This window comes from Nocardia sp. NPDC049935, from assembly GCF_055586645.1.
Map to the genome: position 1 here is coordinate 48,383 of NZ_JBVJHV010000001.1, position 21,276 is coordinate 69,658.

Consider the following 21,276-nt stretch of genomic DNA (forward strand, 5'->3'; position numbering starts at 1 on the left):
CCGGTGTTGGGGCGGCCGACCCCGCCACACTCCTTGGGCCGCCCCCGCGGGGGGCAAACAAAACCACTGTGGTGAACCCCACTGGGGCTGCGTCCCCCACCACTGCCCGGTATCAGACTTTCTCGAAGGAGGCTCGCCCCCGATGGCGAACTACACCGCCGCTGACGTGAAGCGGCTGCGGGAGCTCACCGGCTCCGGAATGATGGATTGTAAGAACGCGCTGGTCGAGACCGAGGGCGATTTCGACAAGGCCGTCGAGCTGCTGCGCATCAAGGGCGCCAAGGATGTCGGCAAGCGGGCCGAGCGCACGACCGCGGAGGGCCTGGTCATCGCCAAGGACGGCGTGATGGTCGAGATCAACTCCGAAACCGACTTCGTCGCCAAGAACGCCGAGTTCCAGGCGCTGGCCGATAAGATCGCGGCGGCCGCCGCCGCGGCCAAGCCCGCCGATGTGGATGCCCTCAAGGCCGTGGCCCTCGACGGCGGGACCGTCGACGAGGCGCTGCAGGCGCTGGCCGCCAAGATCGGCGAGAAGCTGGAACTGCGCCGCGTCGTCTCCCTGGACGGCCCGGTCGCGACCTACCTGCACAAGCGGGCGTCGGATCTGCCGCCGGCCGTCGGCGTGCTGATCGAGTACACCGGCTCCGGTGACGCGGCCGCCGAGGCCGCCCGTGCCGCCGCCATGCAGGTCGCCGCGCTCAAGGCCAAGTACGTGACCCGCGACGAGGTGCCCGCCGATATCGTCGAGAACGAGCGTCGTATCGCCGAGCAGACCGCCCGCGAAGAGGGTAAGCCCGAGGCCGCGCTCCCGAAGATCACCGAGGGCCGGGTCAACGGATTCTTCAAGGACGTCGTCCTGCTGGAGCAGCCGTCGGTCACCGATAACAAGAAGACCGTCAAGGCGCTGCTGGACGAGGCCGGTGTCACCGTCACCAAGTTCGCCCGCTTCGAGGTCGGCCAGGCCTGACCTGCCACCCTGTGAACCCCCGCCGCGAGCGCCGCGACGGGGGTTTACTTCTGCGCGGCCGGTCCACCGGCCGGCGCGGTGCCCCCGCCCTCGGGCCCCGACGGCGGTAGGGCAGGATAGAAGCCGCTTTCTGTTCGCCTCGCCCGCCGCGGCGTACCGCGAGGGGCCGCGGAACCGGGTAGCCGCAGCGGCGGCCCCACAGGCGCGACAGCACCACGAATCGATACCGACCGCCGAAGGAGACGCCAGCCGATGACGCACCCGGGGACCGACCGCCCAGGATATCGCCGGGTACTGCTGAAACTCGGCGGTGAGATGTTCGGCGGCGGCATGGTGGGCCTGGATCCCGATGTGGTGCAGACGGTGGCGGAACAGATCGCGGAGGTCGTCTCCACCGGCGTACAGGTGGCGGTGGTGATCGGCGGCGGCAACTTCTTCCGCGGCGCCGAACTCGAGGAACGCGGTATGGAACGCGCCCGTTCTGATTACATGGGCATGCTCGGCACCGTGATGAACAGCCTGGCGCTCCAGGATTTCCTGCAGCAGCAGGGTGTGGACACCCGGGTGCAGACCGCGATCACCATGGGACAGGTCGCCGAACCGTATCTGCCACTGCGCGCCAAACGGCATCTGGAGAAGGGCCGGGTCGTCATCTTCGGCGCGGGGATGGGTATGCCGTACTTCTCGACCGATACGACCGCCGCGCAGCGGGCACTCGAGATCGGCGCCGAGGTGGTGCTGATGGCGAAGGCGGTCGACGGTGTGTTCACCGCCGACCCGCGTCTGGACCCCGACGCCACGATGTACCACGAGGTCACCCACAAGGAAGTGATCGAACGCGATCTGAAGGTCGCCGATGCGACGGCGTTCAGTTTGTGCATGGACAACCAGATGCCGATGCTGGTGTTCAATTTGTTGACCAAGGGCAATATCGCCCGGGCGGTGGCCGGTGAGAAGATCGGCACATTGGTTCGATCCTGATACCGCGGGCCCGCGGGTCATGACGATGACGACGCAGTGGAGGAAACGGTCGTGATTGATGAAGCGCTCTTCGACGCCGAGGAGAAGATGGAGAAGGCCGTCTCGGTGGCGAAGGACGATCTCGGCAGAATCCGTACCGGGCGCGCGAATCCGGGTATGTTCGCCCGGGTCGTGGTCGACTATTACGGAGCGCCGACCCCGATCACCCAGATGTCGAGTATCACCGTGCCGGAACCGCGGATGGTGGTGGTCAAACCCTACGAGCAGGCGCAGCTGGGGCCCATCGAAACCGCGATCCGCAACTCCGATCTGGGTGTGAACCCGACCAACAACGGCGATATTCTCCGTATCTCCATCCCGCAGCTCACCGAGGAGCGGCGCCGGGAACTGGCCAAACAGGCCAGGCAGAAGGGCGAGGACGCCAAGGTCGCCATCCGCAACGTGCGTCGTAAGGCGATGGAGGAACTGGGCCGCATCCAGAAGGACGGCGAGGCGGGCGAGGACGAGGTCGGGCGGGCCGAGAAGGAACTCGACAAGACCACCGCGCGCTACGTCGGCCAGGTCGACGAACTGGTGAAGCACAAGGAAGGCGAGCTGCTCGAGATCTGAGCAGGATCTCGGGTATATCGGCGGTACCGGTGGTGGTACCTTGCGCAGGCGCGCGGGGTCCGGCCGGGACGCGCAGGAGGGTCCGGCGGCACGAGCGGTAGGTGCCGGGCGGAATACGGTGCCGATTCGCAGGGGCACCGGTCGGCGGTTCACGTGACTCGGCGAGGTCGGTGGATGCCGCACAATGAGAACAGCGGACAACGCCCGCTTTCGGGTGGGGAACGAACGGAACGACGACGAGTTGAGCGACGGGACAATCGTGGCCGAGAAAGCCGCCGCGACCGGTGCGGCCCGACCGCAGCCGCCGGCCGAGGGCATATCCGAACCGACACCGGCACCGACCGGTGCGCCCGCGGGCGCCGCATCGGCCGATGCCCCCGCGGAGACGCAACCGACCGGTGTCTCCGCAGGTACCGCACCGGCTGATGCCCCCGCGGAGACCTCCGCCGCGGCCGCGGCGGGCGGCGGAGGCCGGGGGTCGCGCGCCGGACGTAACCTCCCCGCCGCACTCGCGGTGGGGCTGACGCTCGGCATCTCGCTGATCGCCATCCTGCTGTTCGTTCCCAAGGTGTTCATCGGTGTCGCCGGTGTCGCCGTCGGCATCGCGACCTGGGAGGTCGCCAAACGGCTGCGGGAAGCCGATGTGCTGGTTCCCCGCGTTCCGTTGATCGTCGGCGGTCAGGCGGTGTTCTGGCTGGGCTGGCCGTTCGGGGCGGGAGGAGTCGCCGGGTCCTTCGCCGCGACGGCGCTGACCTGCATGGTGTGGCGGCTGTTCGATCACGGTCTGCGGACCGCGCCGCGCAACTTCCTGCGCGATACCGCCATCACCGTGTTCACCCTGGCCTGGATTCCGCTGCTGGCCTCGTTCGCGGTTCTGCTGCTGCTCGAGGATCCCGACGGCAACCTGCGGGTGCTGACGTTCATGATCCTGGTGGTGTGCTCCGATGTGGGCGGCTACGTCGCCGGCGTGCTGTTCGGGCGCCATCCCATGGTGCCCTCGATCAGCCCGAAGAAGTCCTGGGAGGGCTTCTGCGGATCGCTGGTCTTCGCCATCATCGGTGGTCTGCTCACCGTGACCCTGCTGCTCGAGGCCAACTCGATGATCGGTGTCGTGCTCGGTGTCGGCCTGGTGGTCATCGCGACTCTCGGCGACCTCATCGAATCGCAGATCAAACGCGAGCTGGGGATCAAGGATATGGGCACCATGCTGCCCGGCCACGGCGGAATCATGGACCGGCTCGATTCCATGCTGCCGTCGGCCTTCGTGTCCTGGCTGGTGCTCAGCACCCTGATCTGAGCCCGGGGCAGTGGATCAGTCGCGGTGGACCGCCCGCCGCAACTGGATGATCCGCACACCACCCACCAGCGCCATCACCAGGGCTCCGGCGATCACCGAGAGCAGGATCGTCACGCCCAGGGGGAGCGAGAAGCTCCAGAACAGCATCTCCACCTCGGTGCTCTCGGAGTTCTGGATGATGAAGATCAGCAGCACGATACCGAGCAGGGCCGCGACGATCAGCGCGATCCAGGTGATGCCGACGCGGGAACGCCCCAGCTCATAGGGTTCGTGGGAGGCGGGCTCACCCCCGATCGCGGCAGGATCGGTGGAGCCGGGGAAGTCCGGTACGTCCGGCGGCTGGTTCTTCGGCAGCGCGCCGGTGTCGTGGGTTCGGTCGTCAGAGGTCGCCATATGTCGATGATTGCCGACAGCTATCGTCCCCGCACGGATTTCCGGTCAGCCCGTCGCCGCGAGGGCGTCCGGGGCCGGTTCGGTCGGCTCGGCGTGGATCACATCCGCCGAGATGACACACTGGAAGCACTATGACCGCCCCCCTGCCCCTGGTATTCGACGCCCCGCGCCGCGGTATGCCGCCCCGCCATCTCGCCGACCTCGACGCCGACGGTCGCCGGGCCGCGATGGCGGAGCTGGGTCTGCCGAAGTTCCGCGCCGATCAGATCGCCCGCCAGTACTACGGGCGGCTGCAGGCCGATCCGGCCCGGATGACCGATCTGCCCGCGGCGGTCCGCGACACGATCGCCGAGACCTTGTTCCCGCCCCTGCTCACCCCGCTGCGGCAGGTGGTCTGCGATGCCGGGGAAACACGCAAGACGCTCTGGCGTGCCGGTGACGGCACCCTGCTGGAAAGCGTGCTGATGCGTTACCCCGACCGCGCCACGCTGTGTATCTCGAGCCAGGCCGGTTGCGGGATGGCGTGCCCGTTCTGCGCGACCGGGCAGGGTGGGCTGAACCGCAACCTGTCCACCGCCGAGATCGTCGACCAGGTCCGTGCCGCCGCCGCGGACCTGCGCGACGGCGCGGTAGCGGGTGGGCCGGGACGGCTGTCCAATATCGTCTTCATGGGGATGGGGGAGCCGCTGGCCAACTACAAGCGGGTGGTGAACGCGGTCCGCCGCATCACCTCGCCCGCGCCGGACGGTCTCGGTATCTCCCAGCGCAATGTGGTGGTGTCCACCGTCGGCCTGGCCCCGGCGATCCGTAAACTCGCCGACGAGGATCTGTCGGTGACCCTCGCGGTCTCCCTGCACACACCCGACGACGAACTCCGCGACACGCTGGTTCCGGTGAACAACCGATGGCCGGTGCGCGAGGTCCTCGACGCCGCCCGCTACTACGCCGACAAGTCCGGTCGCCGGATATCCATCGAGTACGCGCTCATCCGCGATATCAACGATCAGCCGTGGCGGGCGGACATGCTCGGGTCGAAGCTGCACAAGGCGCTCGGCTCGCGGGTACATGTCAACGTCATCCCCCTCAACCCCACCCCGGGCAGCAAATGGGACGCCAGCCCGAAGCCGGTGGAACGGGAATTCGTCCGCCGGGTGGAGGCACAGGGCGTGCCCTGCACGGTCCGCGATACCCGCGGCCAGGAGATCGCGGCCGCCTGCGGCCAGCTCGCCGCCGAGGGCTGAGCGGAACGAATCGCTGGGGTGGTCCCGTCGAGGTGACCACACCGTTCGACGCGCCGGCGCAGCCGTAGGCCTGCGGCCGGCCCGGTCCGGATAGGAGAACGACGGATGGCCGACCGTGTCGTCGCGATCGTGGGGGCGGGAATCGTGGGGCTGGCGATCGGGCGGGAGCTGGCCCGCCGCCGCCCGGGGGACCGGATCGTGGTGCTGGAGAAGGAGGATCACGTCGGTGCCCATCAGACCGGGCACAACTCCGGCGTGGTGCACGCCGGGATCTATTACCAGCCGGGAAGTTTGAAGGCCGCGCTGTGCACGCGGGGACGGTCGCTGCTGCGGGAGTACTGCATCGAGCGGAGCCTGGCCTACGACGAATGCGGCAAACTCGTGATCGCGGTCGACGAGGACGAGCTACCGCGGCTGGAAGCGCTGGAAGCGCGCGCGGGCGAGAACGCGGTCCCGGGATTGCGCCGGGTGGACCGGAACGGGATCCGGGAGATCGAACCGTTCGCGGAGGGCATCGCGGCCCTGTATTCGCCGCGGACCGCGATCACCGATTTCCGCGGTATCGCGGAATCCTTCGCGGCGGATCTGGTGGAATCCGGTGGTGAGGTGCGATTCGCCAGTGCGGTCGACGGGATCACCCCGCACTCCTCGGGAGTCGAGATCGCCCTGGGCGACGAGCGGGTACGCGCCGACCGGGTGATCCTCTGCGCCGGATTGCACGCCGATACCGTGGCCGGTCTGGCCGGCGCCGAACGCGGTCCCCGGATCGTGCCGTTCCGCGGTGAGTACATGAACGTCGTTCCCGCGAAGGCGGAGCGGGTGCGGGGGCTGGTGTATCCGGTACCGGACCCGCGGTATCCGTTCCTGGGCGTGCATTTCACGCGACGGGTCTCGGGCACCGTGGAGGTGGGGCCCAACGCGGTCCTGGCGTTCGCGCGGGAGGGGTATCGGCGCGGGCAGTTCTCGGCCCGCGATCTCGCGGATACGTTGCGCTGGCCCGGTTTCCGGCGGATGGCCCGGCAGCATTGGCGGACCGGGATCGAGGAGGTGTACGGCTCGCTGTCGAAGTCGGCGTATATGCGCCGGGCGCAGCGCTATATTCCGGATATCGGCGCCGCGGATGTGGTGCGCGGTGGCAGCGGGGTGCGGGCGCAGGCTCTCGATGCCGACGGGACCCTGGTCGACGATTTCCGGATCGACCGCCTCGGCCCGGTCACCGCGGTCCGCAACGCACCCTCACCCGCGGCGACCTCGTCGCTCGCCATCGCCGAATACGTGGTCGACGTCATCGAGGGCAGGAACACCACAGCGCGCTGACAAGCTGCCCGATGCTGCATTCCCTGCACACTGCCACTTTCGAAACGGTATCGCGGTTGACACGAAGTCCGAGGTGGCGGATGATTCGGACCAGTACTTACGGGGAGTGGGTGCTTTTCCGGGAGGGGAAAAATGTTCAGTAGAGCCGTATTTACCTCTGTCCTGTGTGGGTTCGTATCCGTTCTCGGATCATTGGCTACGGAAACGACTGCCGCGGCACACATCCCGTCGGTCGGGCCCCACGATCAGTCGGTCGTTTCAGCGCCGGTCGACACAGGCTGGGAAGACGAGGTGCTCCGGTTGTACAACTCGTACCAAGAATGCAAGCACGCCCTGGATACCGGTGATTTCGGGCCGAATGCGGCTTGCGTTCCGTTGGACACCGGTGTCACGGCTTTGGTCGGCCGGCCACCCACCGCCTGATCGATCGTCGGTCCCTGCGCGGCATTGTAGGGAATCGCCCCCAAATGCTGCGCATGGTGGTGGTATCGCTCGCCTGCCGAGGGCGGCGCATCGCGATCGGTCGCGGGAGATTCGCTGATAGGGTCGAATTCATGGTCTGCGACAGCAGGTTGGCTCACTACCTCCGTGGGATCCGTCTCGGTGCCCACACGAATCATGGTTATCCATTCGATCTCCCCGCTGTGCGCTGGCTGATGCGCGCCGGAGGTCTGCCGCTGGAACCAGGGGTGACCTTTCTGGTCGGCGAGAACGGTAGTGGAAAGTCCACACTGCTCGAGGCCATTGCCGTGGCGGCAGGGCTCAATCCCGAGGGCGGCAGTCAAAATTACCGGTTCGCCACCCGATCCACCGAATCCGATTTGGGTGAGCACCTCATACTGCAGTGGGGTACCACCAAACCTCGCAGCCGTTTCTTCCTACGCGCCGAGTCGTTTTACAATGTCGCCACCGAAACCGAGCGGTTGGGACCGGAGCAGATTGCCGCGATCGGCGGGCGTTCGCTGCACGACCGTTCGCATGGCGAATCATTCGTGGAACTGCTGCGTCATCGGTTCGTTGCGGGTGGGCTGTACCTGATGGACGAACCCGAGGCCGCGCTCTCGCCTCGAGGTTGCATGACCGTTCTCGTCCGCATGTCGGAGCTGGTGAGGCAGGGGGCCCAGTTCGTGGTGGCAACCCATTCGCCAATCCTGCTGGCTCTGCCCGAGGCGACGATCTACCAGATCGACGAGGAAGGTTCGATCGAGACCGTAGCTTTCAGCGAGGCATCGCCGGTGAGCCTGACCCGGGAGTTTCTGGCCCGGCCCGAGCACTACCTGCGACACCTCCTCGACGGAGGCTGAGCGGGTGCCGATTTCGTACCGCCGCACCACGGGAAAGGTTGGCGCCGGCCGGATCTCTTTCCCGGCCGAATAACCATCAGGGAAAAAGCTGGATCGGATTGATGATGTCGGCGGCCAGGGTGAGCATCATGTAGGCGCCACCGATGACCACCGCGACATAGGTGAGCGGTAGGAGCTTCAGATAGTCGACCGGAGCTCCGGGTGCCTGCCCCTTCCATCCGCGTACGGTGTTCCGGAGCTTTTCGTAGAGCACCACAGCGATATGGCCACCGTCGAGCGGGAGAAGTGGTAGCAGATTGAATGCGCCCAAGAAGAAATTCAAGCTGGCCAGCACCATGATGAAAACGTTCCAGTACCCGCGCTCGGCGGTCTCGCCACCGATCTTGCTGGCGCCGTAGATGCTCACCGGAGTTTCGTCATCGCGTTCGCCGCCGGTAACCGCCTCCCACAGATCCGCGACCTTTGCAGGCATCTGGGCCAGCGACTGGAAGGTACGAATGAACATCTCGCCGGTGAATGCGGCCGATGCCGGAATCGCGGAGATCAGACCATACTGGGTGGGTTCTTTGTAGTCTTGGCCCACGCCGACCACGCTGACCTCTCGACCGGGGCCACCGTCTTTCGGGTACCGCATCGCGCGTTCGGGAACGACCTCGATATCCATCGACTGTCCATCACGCTCGACGGTGTAGGTGAACGGCCCGGTTTGTTCCTGCGTGCGGCTCTGGAACTCGTCCCAGGCGCTTACCTCCACGCCGTTGACCGCGGTGACCACATCACCACGCTGGAGACCGGCCCGTTGTGCCGGGCCGGGGCCGGTGCAGGCATCGAGGGTGCCGTCGGGGTGCTGAGTGGCCACGCAGCTCATATTTCCCAGGGCGGTGGCCGGCTGGTTCAGATCGGGCAGGCCCCAGCCGACCGCCAGCACAACGATCAGCAGGAAGCCCAGCACGAAGTTCATCGCGATACCGCCGGACATCACCACCAGGCGTTTCCAGGTGGCCTGCCGGTACATCGCGCGATCGACTTCCTCGGGTTCGAGTTCGTCGAGCGCGGTCATCCCCGCGATATCGCAGAACCCGCCGAGCGGGAGCCATTTGACGCCGTACTCGGTTTCGCCGCGGCGGAACGAGAACATCTTGGGACCGAAGCCGATGAAGTACCGGCGCACCTTCATCCCGGTCGCCTGCGCGGTCCACATATGCCCGCATTCGTGCAGTGCGATCGAAATCGTGATGCCGAGGGCGAACAGCACGAACCCCAACACGAACAGCATGTGGTCTACAGCCCTCCTGCGGTGCGCAGATCAGTGATCCCGGCCCGCACGAAGACCCCAGCGGCCGCGAGCACGTAACCACAGTAACCGCCCGCGCGGACTCCCTCGACCATCTGGGACACGGATTACCGGCCGATGAGGGTGCGGGCCCGGTCACGCGCCCATTCGTCGGCGGCGAGGACCTCGGCGAGTTCGGTGGGTTCGGCGCGCCATTGCCCGGCGTCGCGGACGGCCTGTGCCACGGTGCGCACGATCTGCGGGAAGCGGATCCGGCCATCGAGGAACGCGGCGACCGCGACCTCGTTGGCGGCGTTGTAGACGGCGGTCACACAGCCGCCCGCGGTACCGGCCTCGCGGGCCAGCTCCACCGCTGGGAACACCGTGCTGTCGACGGGTTCGAAGGTCCAGGTCGCGGCGGTGCCGAAATCGCAGGCGGCGGCGGCTCCGGGAACCCGGTCCGGCCAGCCCAGCGCCAGCGCGATGGGCAGTTTCATATCGGGCGGGCTGGCCTGGGCCAGGGTGGAGCCGTCGGTGAAGGTGACCATGGAGTGCACGATCGACTGCGGGTGCACGGTGACCTCGATGCGGTCGTAGGGGATACCGAACAGCAGATGCGTTTCGATGAGTTCGAGGCCCTTGTTCACCAGCGATGCCGAGTTCAGGGTGTTCATCGGCCCCATCGACCAGGTCGGGTGGGTTTTCGCCTCGGCCGGGTTCACCCCGTCCAGCATCTCGGTGGTCCAGCCGCGGAACGGGCCGCCGGAAGCGGTGAGGATCAACCGGTCGACCTCGTCGGCGCGACCGCCGCGCAGGCACTGCGCCAGCGCCGAATGCTCGGAGTCCACGGGTACGAGCTGCCCGGGTTTCGCGGCCCGGGTGACCAGCGAACCGCCCGCGACCAGTGATTCCTTGTTCGCCAGCGCGAGCGTCGCGCCCGATTCGAGCGCGGCCAGTGTGGGCTCCAACCCGAGTGACCCCACCAGCGCGTTGAGCACCACATCGGCCTCGGTGCGACGGACCAGTTCGGTCGCCGCGCCCGGACCGGCGAAGGGCACTCCGAGCGCGGTCGCGGCGGCGGGGTCGGCGACGGCGACGTTGGTGGTGCCGGTGGCGGCCATCTGCGCGGCCAGCAGTTCGGTGTTGCCACCGCCGGCGGCCAGTCCGACGATCTCGAATCTGTCCGGGTTGGCGGCGATCACCTCGAGCGCCTGGGTGCCGATGGAACCGGTGCTGCCGAGCAGGAGGACTCTGCGGAGATCTGACACCCGCCCATTGTCGCCGACCCCGCCCCTGCTGGCTACGACGGGCGGTCGTATGCCACGATATCCGCAGTATCCGTTCTCTCGAGGAGGAGCGATCGTGGCCGCCACGGAAATCGAGCCCACCACCGACAAGGTCATCACCAAGGTGGACCCCGCAGAGGTTCCGTCGGCCGCCTGGGGCTGGAGCGGTGAATCGCACAAGACCTTCCGGGTCGCGGCGGTGGTCGTGATCGTCATCCTGCTCGGCATGCTGATCGGCAATCATTCGGGCAAGGTCGAGGATCTCTACCTGGTCGGCTTCGCCGCCGCCCTGGCCGGAATCCTGATCTACGACGTGATCTACCGGCGTAAACCGCGCTGATCTGCGATTTCTCTGATCGCGCCTACTGTCCCGGGCGTCCGGTGGGTTACGCCCCGGTGACGTGCGGGTGGCGGTCGCCGCTGTTGCCCATGTCTCGGCGGCGCCCCGTCGCGGCCGGACTAGACTCGGCAGCGACCGGCCGGACCAGTACGAAAGTAGGCAGCCGAAAGTGACCAGCACAGTCGGATTGGGGATGCCGACCGCACCTGCTGCGGTGCTCGCACCGCGGCGCAAGACCCGTCAGCTGATGGTGGGCGGTGTCGGTGTCGGCAGCGACCACCCGATCTCGGTGCAGTCGATGACGACGACCAAGACCCACGATGTCAACGCGACGTTGCAGCAGATCGCGGAGCTCACCGCGTCGGGCTGCGATATCGTGCGTGTGGCGTGCCCGCGGCAGGAAGATGCCGACGCGCTACCCCTGATCGCGAAGAAATCGCAGATCCCGGTGATCGCCGATATCCATTTCCAGCCGCGCTATATCTTCGCCGCGATCGACGCGGGTTGCGCGGCGGTGCGGGTGAACCCGGGCAATATCAAGGAATTCGACGGCCGGGTGGCCGAGGTCGCCAAGGCGGCCGGCGCCGCCGGGATCCCGATCCGGATCGGCGTGAACGCCGGATCCCTGGACAAGCGGATGCTGGCCAAATACGGCAAGGCAACCCCGGAGGCGCTGGTGGAATCCGCGCTGTGGGAGGCGGGCCTGTTCGAGGAGCACGGCTTCGGCGATATCAAGATCTCGGTCAAGCACAACGACCCGGTCGTGATGGTCGAGGCATACCGGCAGCTCGCCGCGCAGAGCGACTATCCGCTGCATCTGGGCGTCACCGAGGCGGGCCCGGCGTTCCAGGGCACCGTGAAATCCGCGGTGGCCTTCGGTGCGCTGCTCAGCGAGGGCATCGGCGATACCGTCCGGGTCTCGCTGTCCGCGCCGCCGGCCGAGGAGGTGAAGGTCGGCGACCAGATCCTGCAGTCGCTCAACCTGCGCCCGCGCAAGCTCGAGATCGTGTCCTGCCCCTCCTGCGGTCGTGCCCAGGTCGACGTCTACACCCTCGCCAACGAGGTCACCGCGGGTCTGGACGGGCTCGAGGTTCCGCTGCGGGTGGCGGTCATGGGTTGTGTGGTGAACGGTCCTGGGGAGGCGCGTGAAGCCGACCTCGGTGTCGCCTCCGGCAACGGGAAGGGTCAGATCTTCGTCAAGGGCGAGGTGATCAAGACCGTTCCCGAGGCGCAGATCGTGGAAACTCTGATCGAAGAGGCCATGCGTATCGCCGAGGAGATGGGTGCGGACGCGGGAACCGGGGAACCGGTCGTCAGCGTCGGCTGACGGTCCGGATACGTTCGCCCGCGGGTACCGCGGGCGAACGCGCGCCGCGCCCGTTCGCGCCGGGCGGCGTGCGCTTTCCGGATATCCGTTCCGCGCGGGCGCGGTTCATGGCAGGCTGTTGTAGGTGCGGAGTCTGCTGGAGCCGACCCGGCGCGCGAAAACCGTTCCCGCGCGTCAGCTCGCCAAGCGGGACCTGGCGCAGGTGCTGCGGGTGCTCGACGACGATCCGGTGGCCGCCTGCATGGTCGCTGCCCGGCTACAGGAATACGGTCTGGACAACCGGTACGGCCACGGTGAACTGTGGAGCCACGGCGGTCCGGCCGAATCGCTGTGCTTCTCCGGGGTGAATCTCATCCCGCTGCGCGGTGGCCGCGACGCCCTGCGCGCCTTCGCCGACCGGGCGATCCGGTGGCCGCGCCTGTGTTCCTCCGTGGTGGGCCGCCGGGAACTCGCGCTGCCGCTGTGGGAGATGCTCGCCGACCACTGGGGTCCGGAACGGGAACTACGCGCCACTCAGCCCCTGCTGGCGCTCACCGATACCGCGTTGTCCGCGGCCGACTCCGCGGTGCGGCCGGTCCGGCCCGAGGAACTCGACCGGTATCTCACCGCCGCCATCGCCATGTTCATCGAAGAGGTCGGGGTGGATCCGCGGGCGGGCGACGGCGGTCGCGGCTACCGGCGCCGGGTCGCCGGGCTGATCGAGGCGGGCCGGGCCTGGGCGCGGTTCATCGATGGGGAGGTCGCCTACAAGGCCGAGGTGGGTGCGATGTCCACGCGCACCGGTCAGATCCAGGGCGTCTGGGTACATCCGGACCACCGTGGGCAGGGCCTGGGGACCGCCGGGACGGCCGCGGTGGCGAACGCGGTGCTCGCGACAGGCCGGACAGCCAGCCTCTACGTCAACGACTACAACGAGATCGCCCGGCGCGCCTATCGGGCGGTCGGATTCCGGCAGATCGCGACCTTCACCACCGTTCTGCTGGACTGATCGGAGCAGGATCCGGTGCGCCGCAGGTGATCACCGGTGTTGTGTGATTACCATCGGGGCCGATGACGATCCGTCCGGTAGTCGTAATCGTGCTCGCGGTCGCTGCCCTGGCCTCCGCGGTGACGGCCTGCGGTATGGGCGCCCACGGGCCGATCACCGCCGCACGGGCCTTCGTCGAGGCATTCGGCGCCCGCGATGCCGACGCCGCTGCCGCGCGGACCAACCGGCCCGAGAAGGCCGCCGCCGCGCTGACTTCGGTCTGGGAGGAACTGGCCGCCGAGGAACTGCGTCCGAAGACCGGCGCCGCCCGGATCACCGGTGATACGGCCACCGTCGACTACACCTACGAATGGCGGTTGCCGGGCGACCGCGTCTGGACCTACTCCGGGCAGCTGCCGCTGGTGCGCACCGGCGGCGCCTGGACCGTGCGCTGGAGCGGATCGGCCGTGCATCCCCGGCTCGGCGACACCCAGACCATGGCGCTGTCCATCCGGCCCGCCCCGCAGGCGCGGGTGAACGAGCAGTCCGGCAGCGATGTGCTGGTCCCGGGCACGGTCTCCCGGGTGACCTTCGACGCCGCGGACAGCCCCGATCCGCAACGGGTGGCGGCCGCGCTCGCCGCGGCGCTCGGCGATATCGACGAACGGCTCACGCCGGAGCGGATTCTGGATTCGGCGCGCGGCGCGGAGGGCGCGTACACGGTGATCGTGCTGAACGAAACCGAATTCGGCCGGACCGGCCCGCAGCTCATCGGGCTCCCGGGAGTACGGATCACCCAGGAATGGGATATGACGCCCACCGACCGCGCGTTCGCCCCCGATCTGATGACCCAGATCCGGCGGACGGTGATCGACGACGTGGACGGGCGCGCCGGCTGGCAGGTGGTGGCGCGCAACGCGAACGGCGCCGAGACCGGGGTGCTCTACGAGGTGGCGGCCCGGCCCGCGCCGTCGTTCGCGCTGAGTGTGGACCGGCGGGTGCAGAACGCGGCCCAGCGCGCGGTCGACGGCCGCCGCGAGCAGACCATGATGGTGGTGATCGAACCCTCCACCGGCGGCATTCTCGCGGTCGCGCAGAACGCGGCCGCCGACAGGGACGGGCCGGTGGCCACCATCGGCCAGTATCCGCCGGGGTCGGTGTTCAAGACGGTGACCGCCGCCGCCGCGATATCCGAAGGTCTGGCCACCCCCGATACCGTGCTGGCGTGCCCGAGTTCGATCACCATCGGCGAGCGGATGATCCCGAACTACAACGGATTCACGGTCGGCGACGTACCGATGACCACCGCCTACGCGCGCTCGTGCAATACGTCCTTCGCGAAATTGGCCAGCCGGTTGCCCGGCGACGCTCTGTCCGAGCAAGCGGCGGAATTCGGCATCGGGCCGGAATACACGATTCCCGGCCTGCCCGCGTTCTCCGGATCGGTGCCCGCCGCCGAGGACCGCACACAGCGCACCGAGGACGGTATCGGCCAGGGCCGGGTCGTCACCAGCCCCTTCGGTATGGCGCTGATGGCCGCGACGATCGCGCAGGGCAGTGCTCCCACGCCATTCCTGATCGCCGGCCAGCCCGCCGTGGTGAACGGGGAGCGGCCCGCCCTCGATCCGGAGGTGGTGCGGGGCCTGCGAACCATGATGCGGGAGGTGGTGGTCTCCGGGACCGCGAACCGGATCGCCGATCAGGGCGAGGTGTACGGGAAGACCGGTGAGGCCGAGGTGGACGGCGGTTCCCATTCCTGGTTCGTCGGATACCGCGGCGATCTGGCGTTCGCGACGCTGCTGGTCGAGGGCGGAAGTTCCGATAACGCGGTGGCCGTGACCCGGGATATGCTGGCCGCTCTCGCCGGCGGCGGGTGAACGCTGTGGGTCAGGGGCCGGTGCCGGTGGCCGCGGACGCGGTCGCGAAACGGTGGCCGATATAGGGGATACCGGTATCGGTGGTCACCGCATCGCTGACGCGGGCCGGCGCGACGACCGAGACGGTCCGGTCCGCGACCGGGGCGGACGAGGCGGTATCCGTTCCGAGGATTTCGACCACCCCGGTGCCGCCGAGAATCATCCCGGCGGTGATGAGAGCAACGGTGGAACGCTTCATTTCCGGCTCCCTCCGAATCAGAGGTTCGACAGATAACGAGCTCGGGAGGCTCCTGCGCGACCGGGCTCTGCGGAAGAGTTGTCTGATGATTTGCTGCTCAGGTCAACCTAAGCCGGGGGCGCGTGCCGAGACAAGATGGAAAGCTGAGGAAAATCGATGACGAGCAAATCGTGACCCGCCCCCCGAGATCCGTGATTCTTTCGTTACGGGCCGTTCAGATCTTCTGCAGGCTCGCGGTGAGGTGATGCTGTAGCGGCAGGCCCACCGCGCCCATCTGCAGGGTGTAGTCGATGGTCCGGCCGTGCATATGGATGGTGCGGCTGAGGGCGGTCACCGATTTGGCGGTACTGCTGAGCCCGACGGCGGTCGACTCGAGTTCGAGCCGTACCTCCTCCTCGCCCAGGGTCAGCTTGCCCTCGCAGATCTCGGTGATGCCGGTGGGGTGGGAGAGGATCAGTTCCACCCGGTCGGGGCCGGGACAGCGCAGATAGCCGGTCTCCACATGCAGCGGACGGTTGTCGTCGGCGTGCCGGGTGTGCTGGCGGTAGGTGAGGAAGGGCCGGCCGATATGCCCCACCACGATCTCCTCGAGGTAGCCGAACGGCTCGATCGTCGGGTAATCGCCCTGCCCCGCGCCGCGCCAAGTGCCCAGCAGACCGCTCAACGACGCGATCGCGGGATGCAGCATGGCGGGATTCTGCTCTTCGGCCACGGCGCACAAGCGTAGCCCCTCGGGCACCGATCCGGAATTTCCGGCCGCTCGTCCGCGCGGCGCGCCTATTTGTTCTTCCGGCGGCCGAAGGGCCAGAACGAGCGGCTGCGCCGCCGGGGCAGCGCCGCGTAGACCATCGTCATCTCGGCGAACACACCCGCTTCGCGTTCGCGGTCGGCGCCGAAATCGTCGCGGCCCAGGATCTGGGTGATCGACCCGGGGGCGATGGTCGCGAGGGCGTCGAGCAGGGCGGGGTTGAGGGCGCTGATCGAGATCCGGGTGGTGTCGGGGTCCTCGGCACCCGGTCCGCCGTGACCGAGCAGCATATGACCGATCGCGTGCAACACGATGTGATCGGCGTTGCGGCCGGACGCCGACGCGTCGTAGACGACGATATCGTCGTATTTGCGGGCGATCCACAGACCGTTGCCGCCGCAGCCCAGGTCGGCCAGGGCCGACCGGTGTGCCGGCTGCAGTGAGATCGGCCGCTTGCGGTGTGCGGCCACCTCGGCGAGGTAGGCGTTGAGGTCCCACGGGCTGGGCAGGGGCACCGACCCAGCAGCATCGCCGAACCTGGCGTCCATGCTTGTCATCGGCGCATACGTTACCGATCCCACGGGCGCTCGTCACTTCCACGAATTCCCGGTCGCCGCCGGGGAACACGGCGGCGGACCGGTCCACCGGGGCGCCGCTAGAAGTCGCTCCCCGGGCGCAGGGGTTTGACGTTGTGCGGTTTGTTCCAGAGCGCGGTGAAGGCCCACAGCACCACTCCGACGGCCAGCAGCACACCGGCGATGACGTACTGCTGCGGGTTGCGGTCGGTGAACGGCGTGGCCAGATACGCGCAGCACAGCGCGCCGAGCACCGGTAGCGCGGTCGGGGTGCGGAAATGATGGTGATCCACCTCGTCGCGCCGCAGCACCAGGACCGCGATATTGACGATGGTGAAGACCACCAGCAACAGCAGTGCGGTGGTGCCGCCCAATTCGGGGACCTCGTCGACCACCAGCAGCAGGCCCAGCGCCAGCACCGTGGTGAACAGGATCGCGACATGCGGTGTGCGGCGCGCGAGATTCACCCGGCCGAGGGCGCGCGGCACCACCTTCTGCTTGGCCATGCCGTACAGCAGGCGACTGGCCATGAGCATATTGATCAGCGCCGAATTGGCGACGGCGAACATGGTGATGAACGCGAAGATCTGGGTGGGGAAGCCGGGTGCGCCGATCTCGACCACGTGCAGCAGCGGGGTATCGCCCTCGGCGAGTTCGTCCGGCGGGACCAGTGCCACGGCGGTGATCGAGACCACCACGTAGATGGCGCCGGTGACCAGGAGCCCGGTGAGCAGGATCCTGGGAAAGATCCGGCTCGGCTCCTTGGTCTCCTCCGCCATGTTCACCGAATCCTCGAACCCGACCATGGCGTAGAAGGCCAGGGTCGTCGCCGCGATGACCCCGCCGAAGGCCGACCGGTCGCCGGTGTCGAATTCGAGGACCCGGCCGAAATCGCCGTTGCCGAAGCCGAGCGCCCACAACCCGATACAGATCACGATCAGCAGGCCGGACAGTTCCACACAGGTGAGCAGGACGTTGGCCTTGACGCTCTCGCCCACGCCGCGCAGGTTGATCGCGGCGACCGCCGCCATGAACGCGAGCGCGATGAGGGTGAGTATCAGCCCGTCGCCCACTCCCTCGAATTCGAAGGCCTCGGCGAAATTCGCCGCGAACGCCTTGGCCGCGGTGGCCGCGGAGGTGATTCCGGAACACATCACCGCGAAGGTCACCATGAAGGTCAGGAAATGGATCCCGAATGCCTTGTGGGTATAGAGCGCCGCCCCGGCGGCCTGCGGATACTTGGTGACGAGCTCGAGATAGCTGAAACCGGTGATCATGGCGACGCCGAACGCGACCAGGAACGGGACCCACACCGCACCGCCGACCTCACCGGCGACCCGGCCGGTGAGCGCGTAGATACCGGTGCCGAGGATATCGCCGATGATGAACAGCAGGAGCAGCCAGGGGCCCATGACCCGTTTCAGTTCGGGCTGCTGCTCCGGGTCGGTCCGGGCGCTGACTTCTGCCAAGGGAACCCCTCACTTCCGCGCTGGCCGGTGCGTGCCGTGATCGGACAGGTTCGCTCTTTATACCCATTCGGCCCGGTATGAACTCCTGATTACGGACCGTCCGCGCCGGATCCGCGTGTCAGCACATCGATTCGGCGGCCGCCGCGATGACCTCCGCGGAATCACGCGGGCTCAGGGCCATCGCGCGCAGCTGGTCGAACATCACCCCGAAGCGGCGGATCTCCGAATGCCCCTCCACCAGCGCGTCACCGGAGATGCCCTCGACATACACCAGTTCCGGGTCGGTGGGGTCGGGGAAATCGAGAATCGTGAAGGAGCCCGCCATACCGGGATGCGCGCCGGCGTCGAAAGGCAGGATCTGCAGGATCACGTTCTTGCGTTTGGTGGCCTCGCCCAGCTGCCGGAGCTGACCGCTCATGACCTCCGGGCCGCCGACGACCCGCCGGATGGCGGCCTCGTCGAGTACCACCCACAGCTCCAGCGGTTCCTCCTTGGCCAGCACCGCCGCGCGGTCCATCCGGGCGCGCGCCCGGCGCTCCAGATCGGAGGCCTCCAGTTTCGGCATACAGGTGTCGATCACGGCCATGGCGTACTGCTCGGTCTGCAGCAGTCCGGGAATGAACGAGGTCTGGTAGTGGCGCGCCGACAGCGCCACCGATTCGAAGTTGATATAGGCGGCGTAGACCTCGGAGAGGCTGGCCTCGTAGGGCCGCGACATCCCGGGTTTCTGGGCGTCGGAGAGTAGCTCGAGGGCTTCCTGGCGCCGGGTCGCCTCCACTCCGTAGAGGTCCAGCATCGTCATCAGGGTGCGTCGCTGGGGGCGGGCCTGCGCCGTCTCGATCCGGTAGAGGGTGGTGACATTGATACCGGTGCGGGCGCTGACCTCCTCCTTGCTGAGTTCGGCGTCCTCCCGCATTTCCAGCAGCAGCACCGAGAGCCGGCGCAGACCAGCGGTGAGGACGGTGCGTTTGCCTGCCATGTCAGCCCCTTCGCCGGCGCACGGCGCCGATAGCGGTGCTCGCGCTGCCCCGCGGCCGCGAGCCTGTCGAGCAACCATAACCAGATGGCGGCGGTACCGGCGAGGGAGTGCCCCGAGCCGGCGGGAGCCCTTCTCAGGGAGTGATCTCGCGGCGCAGGACCTTACCGGTGGCGTTGCGCGGGAGCGGCTCTTCGGTGAGCGTCCACCGTTCCGGGACCTTGAAGTAGGCGAGCCGCTGCGCGGTGAACGCCCGGAGTTCCTCGGCGTCGACCGCGGCGCCGGTCACCACCACCGCGGCGACCCGTTGCCCGAGGTCGTCGTCGGGTATGCCGATCACCGCGGATTCGCGCACGGCCGGATGCGCGTCCAGGACGTTCTCGATCTCGGTGGGGTACACGTTCTCTCCGCCTCGCAGGATGAGATCGCTACGGCGTCCGGCCATTCGCAGGCAGCCGTCGCCCAGGGTGCCGAAATCGCCGGTCCGCAACCAGCGTTCGCCGTCGAGGGCGGCGGCAGTGGCCGCCTCGTCGCGCCAGTAGCCGAGCATCACGTACGGACTGCGTACCCAGATCTCGCCCTCGGTGCCGTCGGGGACCGGCCGACCGTCCGGATCGCGGATCTCCACCGCGACACCGAGGATCGGATGGCCGACCGTTTCGGGATCGGCGGCCAGTTCGGCCGGTGTGGCCACGGTGGCCGCCGTACCGCTTTCGGTGAGGCCGTAACTGGTGGTCAGGGCGACTCCGGTACCGGGCAGCCGGGCCCGCAGCCGCTCCTGGAGGGCGGGGGAGGACGGGGCGGCGTTGAGCGAGAGCGAGCCGAGGGCCGACAGATCGTAGCCGGACAGGTCCGTGTCCAGCAGCCGGGCCGCCAGCGTCGGTACCGCACCCCAGTTGGTGACCCGCTCGCGCGCCATCGATCTCAGCACCCGGTCGGGATCGAACGCACCGGTGTGCATGATCACGGCGGCGCCGCTGGCGAGCCGGGGGACGACCAGATTGTGCAGGCTGGCGATATGGAACAGCGGTGAGGTGAGCAGGAACCGCTTGCCGCTCGGCTCACCCGGCTCGCGACCCGCGGCGAGGGCGCCCAGCGCGTCGGTGCAGCGGTGGTAATCGGTGATGGAGAGCAGGTTCCGGTGGGTGTGCACGACGCCCTTGGGCCGGCCGGTGGTGCCGCTGGTGTAGAGCACCACGGCCGGGTCGTCCTCGCCGACCGGCACGATCGGAGCCGGGCCGCGGTGGGCCTCGATCAGGCGGGGCAGGTCCTCCTCCATGGTGAGTATCGGCACGGAGGTCCCGGTGTCCGCCGCGAGCGCGGCCCGCCGGGCGTCGGCGACCAGGACCGCGGGTTCGGTGTGCTCGAGCCCGTAGGCGATTTCCGGGGCAGCCCACCAGGCGTTGTAGGCGACGGCGACCGCGCCGAGGCACTGTGCCGCCCAGAAGGTGATCACCCACTCCGGGGTGTTGGCGGCGAGAATGCCGATCCGGTCGCCCCGCCCGATCCCGTACTGCCGCGCCAGCGCCAGTGCCAGGGACTCGGCGGCACCCGCGTGCTCGGCGAAGGAGAGCCGGGTCCGCTCGGTGACCAGGTAGTCGCGATCACCCCAGGCCCGCGAGGCGTCGAGAAGTTCACGCAGCGATCGGCGCCGGTGCCGGAAAACGGGGAGTGCGGACCCCAGCACCTCTTCGGCCGACATCTCGAACGGCCCGCCCGGGCCGGTGAGCGCGGCGGCCCGTCGCGCGGCGGCGGTCCGGGGGTCGGCGTCAGTGCTCATGAGTCCACATCCTTGTCGGCATTCCTGCACAGAATCCATACCCCATGACAGGGCACGGGCCGCACCCGGTCACCGTCCGTGCGCGTGCACGGGCACGCGGGCGGGACCGGAAACGACGGGAGTGCAGTCCATCCGGGACACGTGGCAAACTTTCGGCAATCCGATCCGGGGTGCCGGTGTCGCGGCCCGGCGCCTCCCGGCCAGCCGGACGGGTGGCGCGAAACGCGTTCGGGCCGGGCCGGGTTCGGCTTCTCGTGGCGGGCGGTGCGGGCGCCGGGGCGGATATCCCGGTGGACCATAGTGTTCGGTAT

20 protein-coding genes are annotated in these 21,276 nt (G+C 68.2%); 11 read left to right on the top strand and 9 right to left on the bottom strand.

Features of this window, described 5'->3' with window-relative positions:
• Nucleotides 1–142 precede the first annotated feature (142 nt).
• The 4 genes from tsf (at nt 143) to ACZ6SF_RS00255 (ending at nt 3,854) form a co-directional block, all read left to right on the top strand.
• Nucleotides 143–967, top strand: a complete 825-nt coding sequence (gene tsf / locus ACZ6SF_RS00240) for a translation elongation factor Ts (RefSeq protein ID WP_466059311.1) — start codon at nt 143–145, stop codon at nt 965–967.
• Nucleotides 968–1,219: 252 nt separating this feature from the next.
• The gene (pyrH, locus tag ACZ6SF_RS00245) at nt 1,220–1,948 is read left to right on the top strand and encodes a UMP kinase (RefSeq protein WP_466059313.1); all 729 of its coding nucleotides are present in this window, start codon (nt 1,220–1,222) and stop codon (nt 1,946–1,948) included.
• A gap of 51 nt (nt 1,949–1,999) precedes the next feature.
• Nucleotides 2,000–2,557: a ribosome recycling factor gene (gene frr / locus ACZ6SF_RS00250; protein ID WP_466059315.1), complete on the top strand. Its 558-nt coding sequence runs from the start codon at nt 2,000–2,002 to the stop codon at nt 2,555–2,557.
• Nucleotides 2,558–2,798: 241 nt separating this feature from the next.
• Nucleotides 2,799–3,854, top strand: coding sequence for a phosphatidate cytidylyltransferase (locus ACZ6SF_RS00255; RefSeq protein ID WP_466061285.1), 1,056 nt, complete (start codon nt 2,799–2,801; stop codon nt 3,852–3,854).
• A gap of 15 nt (nt 3,855–3,869) precedes the next feature.
• Here the strand turns inward: ACZ6SF_RS00255 and ACZ6SF_RS00260 are convergent, their stop codons facing one another.
• Nucleotides 3,870–4,247, bottom strand: coding sequence for a LapA family protein (locus ACZ6SF_RS00260; RefSeq protein ID WP_466059316.1), 378 nt, complete (start codon nt 4,245–4,247; stop codon nt 3,870–3,872).
• Between the two features lie 131 nt (nt 4,248–4,378).
• On the opposite strand from ACZ6SF_RS00260, the gene rlmN reads away from it, so the two are divergent.
• From rlmN to ACZ6SF_RS00275, 3 genes are all read left to right on the top strand, one after another.
• Nucleotides 4,379–5,488, top strand: a complete 1,110-nt coding sequence (gene rlmN / locus ACZ6SF_RS00265; RefSeq protein WP_466059317.1) for a dual-specificity RNA methyltransferase RlmN — start codon at nt 4,379–4,381, stop codon at nt 5,486–5,488.
• A 105-nt stretch (nt 5,489–5,593) separates the two neighbouring features.
• On the top strand, nt 5,594–6,805 hold the full coding sequence (gene lhgO, locus ACZ6SF_RS00270) for an L-2-hydroxyglutarate oxidase (protein WP_466059319.1): 1,212 nt from the start codon (nt 5,594–5,596) through the stop codon (nt 6,803–6,805).
• Nucleotides 6,806–7,272: 467 nt separating this feature from the next.
• Nucleotides 7,273–8,109 carry an AAA family ATPase gene (locus ACZ6SF_RS00275; protein ID WP_466059321.1) on the top strand — a complete coding sequence of 279 codons (837 nt, stop codon included), beginning with the start codon at nt 7,273–7,275 and terminating at the stop codon, nt 8,107–8,109.
• Nucleotides 8,110–8,185: 76 nt separating this feature from the next.
• On the opposite strand, the gene ACZ6SF_RS00280 is transcribed toward ACZ6SF_RS00275, so the two are convergent.
• The gene (locus tag ACZ6SF_RS00280) at nt 8,186–9,385 is read right to left on the bottom strand and encodes a M50 family metallopeptidase (RefSeq protein ID WP_466059323.1); all 1,200 of its coding nucleotides are present in this window, start codon (nt 9,383–9,385) and stop codon (nt 8,186–8,188) included.
• A 125-nt stretch (nt 9,386–9,510) separates the two neighbouring features.
• Nucleotides 9,511–10,650: a 1-deoxy-D-xylulose-5-phosphate reductoisomerase gene (gene dxr / locus ACZ6SF_RS00285; RefSeq protein WP_466059324.1), complete on the bottom strand. Its 1,140-nt coding sequence runs from the start codon at nt 10,648–10,650 to the stop codon at nt 9,511–9,513.
• A 94-nt stretch (nt 10,651–10,744) separates the two neighbouring features.
• Here dxr and ACZ6SF_RS00290 point away from each other — a divergent pair, with 94 nt between their 5' ends.
• The 4 genes from ACZ6SF_RS00290 to ACZ6SF_RS00305 all read left to right on the top strand — a co-directional run bounded on the left by ACZ6SF_RS00290 (nt 10,745) and on the right by ACZ6SF_RS00305 (nt 15,179).
• Nucleotides 10,745–11,008 (top strand): DUF2631 domain-containing protein, encoded by a 264-nt coding sequence (locus ACZ6SF_RS00290; protein ID WP_466059326.1) that lies wholly within the window; start codon nt 10,745–10,747, stop codon nt 11,006–11,008.
• A gap of 169 nt (nt 11,009–11,177) precedes the next feature.
• Nucleotides 11,178–12,335 (top strand): flavodoxin-dependent (E)-4-hydroxy-3-methylbut-2-enyl-diphosphate synthase, encoded by a 1,158-nt coding sequence (ispG, locus tag ACZ6SF_RS00295; protein WP_466059328.1) that lies wholly within the window; start codon nt 11,178–11,180, stop codon nt 12,333–12,335.
• Nucleotides 12,336–12,459: 124 nt separating this feature from the next.
• Complete coding sequence (locus ACZ6SF_RS00300) at nt 12,460–13,323, top strand: GNAT family N-acetyltransferase (RefSeq protein ID WP_466059329.1); 864 nt, start codon at nt 12,460–12,462, stop codon at nt 13,321–13,323.
• A 62-nt stretch (nt 13,324–13,385) separates the two neighbouring features.
• Nucleotides 13,386–15,179 (top strand): penicillin-binding transpeptidase domain-containing protein, encoded by a 1,794-nt coding sequence (locus ACZ6SF_RS00305; protein WP_466059331.1) that lies wholly within the window; start codon nt 13,386–13,388, stop codon nt 15,177–15,179.
• 10 nt (nt 15,180–15,189) lie between these two features.
• Here ACZ6SF_RS00305 and ACZ6SF_RS00310 read toward each other — a convergent pair whose 3' ends face one another.
• The 6 genes from ACZ6SF_RS00310 to casG all read right to left on the bottom strand — a co-directional run bounded on the left by ACZ6SF_RS00310 (nt 15,190) and on the right by casG (nt 20,965).
• Nucleotides 15,190–15,417, bottom strand: a complete 228-nt coding sequence (locus ACZ6SF_RS00310) for a hypothetical protein (protein WP_466059332.1) — start codon at nt 15,415–15,417, stop codon at nt 15,190–15,192.
• A 214-nt stretch (nt 15,418–15,631) separates the two neighbouring features.
• On the bottom strand, nt 15,632–16,105 hold the full coding sequence (locus tag ACZ6SF_RS00315) for a peroxynitrite isomerase (protein WP_466061286.1): 474 nt from the start codon (nt 16,103–16,105) through the stop codon (nt 15,632–15,634).
• 89 nt (nt 16,106–16,194) lie between these two features.
• Nucleotides 16,195–16,722: a hypothetical protein gene (locus ACZ6SF_RS00320; RefSeq protein ID WP_466059333.1), complete on the bottom strand. Its 528-nt coding sequence runs from the start codon at nt 16,720–16,722 to the stop codon at nt 16,195–16,197.
• Nucleotides 16,723–16,820: 98 nt separating this feature from the next.
• The gene (locus ACZ6SF_RS00325; protein ID WP_466061287.1) at nt 16,821–18,152 is read right to left on the bottom strand and encodes an APC family permease; all 1,332 of its coding nucleotides are present in this window, start codon (nt 18,150–18,152) and stop codon (nt 16,821–16,823) included.
• Between the two features lie 175 nt (nt 18,153–18,327).
• Nucleotides 18,328–19,188, bottom strand: a complete 861-nt coding sequence (locus ACZ6SF_RS00330) for a helix-turn-helix domain-containing protein (protein WP_466059334.1) — start codon at nt 19,186–19,188, stop codon at nt 18,328–18,330.
• A 133-nt stretch (nt 19,189–19,321) separates the two neighbouring features.
• Nucleotides 19,322–20,965 carry a steroid-24-oyl-CoA synthetase gene (casG, locus tag ACZ6SF_RS00335; protein ID WP_466059336.1) on the bottom strand — a complete coding sequence of 548 codons (1,644 nt, stop codon included), beginning with the start codon at nt 20,963–20,965 and terminating at the stop codon, nt 19,322–19,324.
• Nucleotides 20,966–21,276 lie beyond the last annotated feature (311 nt).

Bases quoted from the DNA above. Each gene is read 5' to 3' on its own strand.
- tsf (WP_466059311.1), top strand. From the start codon at position 143: ATGGCGAACTACACCGCCGCTGACGTGAAGCGGCTGCGGGAGCTCACC.
- pyrH (WP_466059313.1), top strand. From the start codon at position 1,220: ATGACGCACCCGGGGACCGACCGCCCAGGATATCGCCGGGTACTGCTG.
- ACZ6SF_RS00260 (WP_466059316.1), bottom strand. From the start codon at position 4,247: ATGGCGACCTCTGACGACCGAACCCACGACACCGGCGCGCTGCCGAAG.
- rlmN (WP_466059317.1), top strand. From the start codon at position 4,379: ATGACCGCCCCCCTGCCCCTGGTATTCGACGCCCCGCGCCGCGGTATG.
- lhgO (WP_466059319.1), top strand. From the start codon at position 5,594: ATGGCCGACCGTGTCGTCGCGATCGTGGGGGCGGGAATCGTGGGGCTG.
- ACZ6SF_RS00275 (WP_466059321.1), top strand. From the start codon at position 7,273: ATGCTGCGCATGGTGGTGGTATCGCTCGCCTGCCGAGGGCGGCGCATC.
- ACZ6SF_RS00280 (WP_466059323.1), bottom strand. From the start codon at position 9,385: ATGCTGTTCGTGTTGGGGTTCGTGCTGTTCGCCCTCGGCATCACGATT.
- ACZ6SF_RS00305 (WP_466059331.1), top strand. From the start codon at position 13,386: ATGACGATCCGTCCGGTAGTCGTAATCGTGCTCGCGGTCGCTGCCCTG.
- ACZ6SF_RS00310 (WP_466059332.1), bottom strand. From the start codon at position 15,417: ATGAAGCGTTCCACCGTTGCTCTCATCACCGCCGGGATGATTCTCGGC.
- ACZ6SF_RS00315 (WP_466061286.1), bottom strand. From the start codon at position 16,105: ATGCTGCATCCCGCGATCGCGTCGTTGAGCGGTCTGCTGGGCACTTGG.
- ACZ6SF_RS00320 (WP_466059333.1), bottom strand. From the start codon at position 16,722: ATGACAAGCATGGACGCCAGGTTCGGCGATGCTGCTGGGTCGGTGCCC.
- ACZ6SF_RS00325 (WP_466061287.1), bottom strand. From the start codon at position 18,152: ATGGGCCCCTGGCTGCTCCTGCTGTTCATCATCGGCGATATCCTCGGC.
- ACZ6SF_RS00330 (WP_466059334.1), bottom strand. From the start codon at position 19,188: ATGGCAGGCAAACGCACCGTCCTCACCGCTGGTCTGCGCCGGCTCTCG.
- casG (WP_466059336.1), bottom strand. From the start codon at position 20,965: ATGAGCACTGACGCCGACCCCCGGACCGCCGCCGCGCGACGGGCCGCC.